The sequence below is a fragment of the Rossellomorea sp. NPDC077527 genome, from assembly GCF_044542955.1.
Lineage (GTDB): Bacteria > Bacillota > Bacilli > Bacillales > Bacillaceae_B > Rossellomorea > Rossellomorea aquimaris_E.
In genome coordinates this window covers 1-2,603 of record NZ_JBITVL010000020.1, presented here as the reverse complement: position 1 = coordinate 2,603, position 2,603 = coordinate 1, and the positions used below count along the sequence as shown (strand labels likewise).

Here is a 2,603-nt window from a genome sequence, read left to right as displayed (position 1 = left end):
TGTGGTTAAGTCCTCGATCGATTAGTATCAGTCAACTCCACATGTCGCCATGCTTCCATCTCTGACCTATCTACCTAGTCATCTTCTAGGGATCTTACTCACTTACGTGATGGGAAATCTCATCTCGAGGGGGGCTTCATGCTTAGATGCTTTCAGCACTTATCCCTTCCGCACATAGCTACCCAGCGATGCCTTTGGCAAGACAACTGGTACACCAGCGGTGCGTCCATCCCGGTCCTCTCGTACTAAGGACAGCTCCTCTCAAATTTCCTGCGCCCACGACGGATAGGGACCGAACTGTCTCACGACGTTCTGAACCCAGCTCGCGTACCGCTTTAATGGGCGAACAGCCCAACCCTTGGGACCGACTACAGCCCCAGGATGCGATGAGCCGACATCGAGGTGCCAAACCTCCCCGTCGATGTGGACTCTTGGGGGAGATAAGCCTGTTATCCCCGGGGTAGCTTTTATCCGTTGAGCGATGGCCCTTCCATGCGGAACCACCGGATCACTAAGCCCGACTTTCGTCCCTGCTCGACTTGTAGGTCTCGCAGTCAAGCTCCCTTGTGCCTTTACACTCTGCGAATGATTTCCAACCATTCTGAGGGAACCTTTGGGCGCCTCCGTTACTCTTTAGGAGGCGACCGCCCCAGTCAAACTGCCCACCTGACACTGTCTCCCACCCCGATAAGGGGCGCGGGTTAGAATTTCAATACAGCCAGGGTAGTATCCCACCGATGCCTCCACCGAAGCTGGCGCTCCGGTTTCCAAGGCTCCTACCTATCCTGTACAAGCTGTACCAAAATTCAATATCAGGCTACAGTAAAGCTCCACGGGGTCTTTCCGTCCTGTCGCGGGTAACCTGCATCTTCACAGGTACTATAATTTCACCGAGTCTCTCGTTGAGACAGTGCCCAGATCGTTACGCCTTTCGTGCGGGTCGGAACTTACCCGACAAGGAATTTCGCTACCTTAGGACCGTTATAGTTACGGCCGCCGTTTACTGGGGCTTCGATTCGCACCTTCGCTTGCGCTAAGCACTCCTCTTAACCTTCCAGCACCGGGCAGGCGTCAGCCCCTATACTTCGCCTTACGGCTTCGCAGAGACCTGTGTTTTTGCTAAACAGTCGCCTGGGCCTATTCACTGCGGCTCTCTCGGGCTTGCACCCTACCAGAGCACCCCTTCTCCCGAAGTTACGGGGTCATTTTGCCGAGTTCCTTAACGAGAGTTCTCTCGCTCACCTTAGGATTCTCTCCTCGCCTACCTGTGTCGGTTTGCGGTACGGGCACCTTTTTCCTCGCTAGAGGCTTTTCTTGGCAGTGTGGAATCAGGAACTTCGCTACTATAATTCGCTCGCTATCACAGCTCAGCCTTCACGATGACGGGATTTGCCTCATCATCAGCCTAACTGCTTAGACGCACATATCCAGCAGTGCGCTTACCCTATCCTCCTGCGTCCCCCCATTGCTCAAACGGAAAAGAGGTGGTACAGGAATATCAACCTGTTGTCCATCGTCTACGCCTATCGGCCTCGACTTAGGTCCCGACTAACCCTGAGCGGACGAGCCTTCCTCAGGAAACCTTAGGCATTCGGTGGATGGGATTCTCACCCATCTTTCGCTACTCATACCGGCATTCTCACTTCTAAGCACTCCACCAGTCCTTACGGTCTAGCTTCGCAGTCCTTAGAACGCTCTCCTACCACTGACACCTAGAGGTGTCAATCCACAGCTTCGGTGATACGTTTAGCCCCGGTACATTTTCGGCGCAGAGTCACTCGACCAGTGAGCTATTACGCACTCTTTAAATGGTGGCTGCTTCTAAGCCAACATCCTGGTTGTCTAAGCAACTCCACATCCTTTTCCACTTAACGTATACTTTGGGACCTTAGCTGGTGGTCTGGGCTGTTTCCCTTTCGACTACGGATCTTATCACTCGCAGTCTGACTCCCATGGATAAGTCTTTGGCATTCGGAGTTTGTCTGAATTCGGTAACCCGATGAGGGCCCCTAGTCCAAACAGTGCTCTACCTCCAAGACTCTTACACATGAGGCTAGCCCTAAAGCTATTTCGGAGAGAACCAGCTATCTCCAAGTTCGATTGGAATTTCTCCGCTACCCACACCTCATCCCCGCACTTTTCAACGTGCGTGGGTTCGGACCTCCATTCAGTGTTACCTGAACTTCATCCTGGACATGGGTAGATCACCTGGTTTCGGGTCTACGACCACATACTCAATTCGCCCTATTCAGACTCGCTTTCGCTGCGGCTCCGTCTTCTCAACTTAACCTTGCATGGGATCGTAACTCGCCGGTTCATTCTACAAAAGGCACGCCATCACCCGTTAACGGGCTCTGACTACTTGTAGGCACACGGTTTCAGGTTCTATTTCACTCCCCTTCCGGGGTGCTTTTCACCTTTCCCTCACGGTACTGGTTCACTATCGGTCACTAGGGAGTATTTAGCCTTGGGAGATGGTCCTCCCAGCTTCCGACGGGATTTCACGTGTCCCGCCGTACTCAGGATCCACTCAAGAGGGAATGAAGTTTCAACTACAGGGTTGTTACCTTCTTTGACGAGCCTTTCCAGACTTCTTCGTCTAC

General features: G+C 52.9%; 1 rRNA gene. It reads right to left on the bottom strand.

Annotation, left to right across the window (positions count from 1 at the left end):
- Position 1: 1 nt before the first annotated feature.
- Positions 2-2,603 (bottom strand): 23S ribosomal RNA (locus tag ACIGG7_RS23700); the annotation flags it as partial.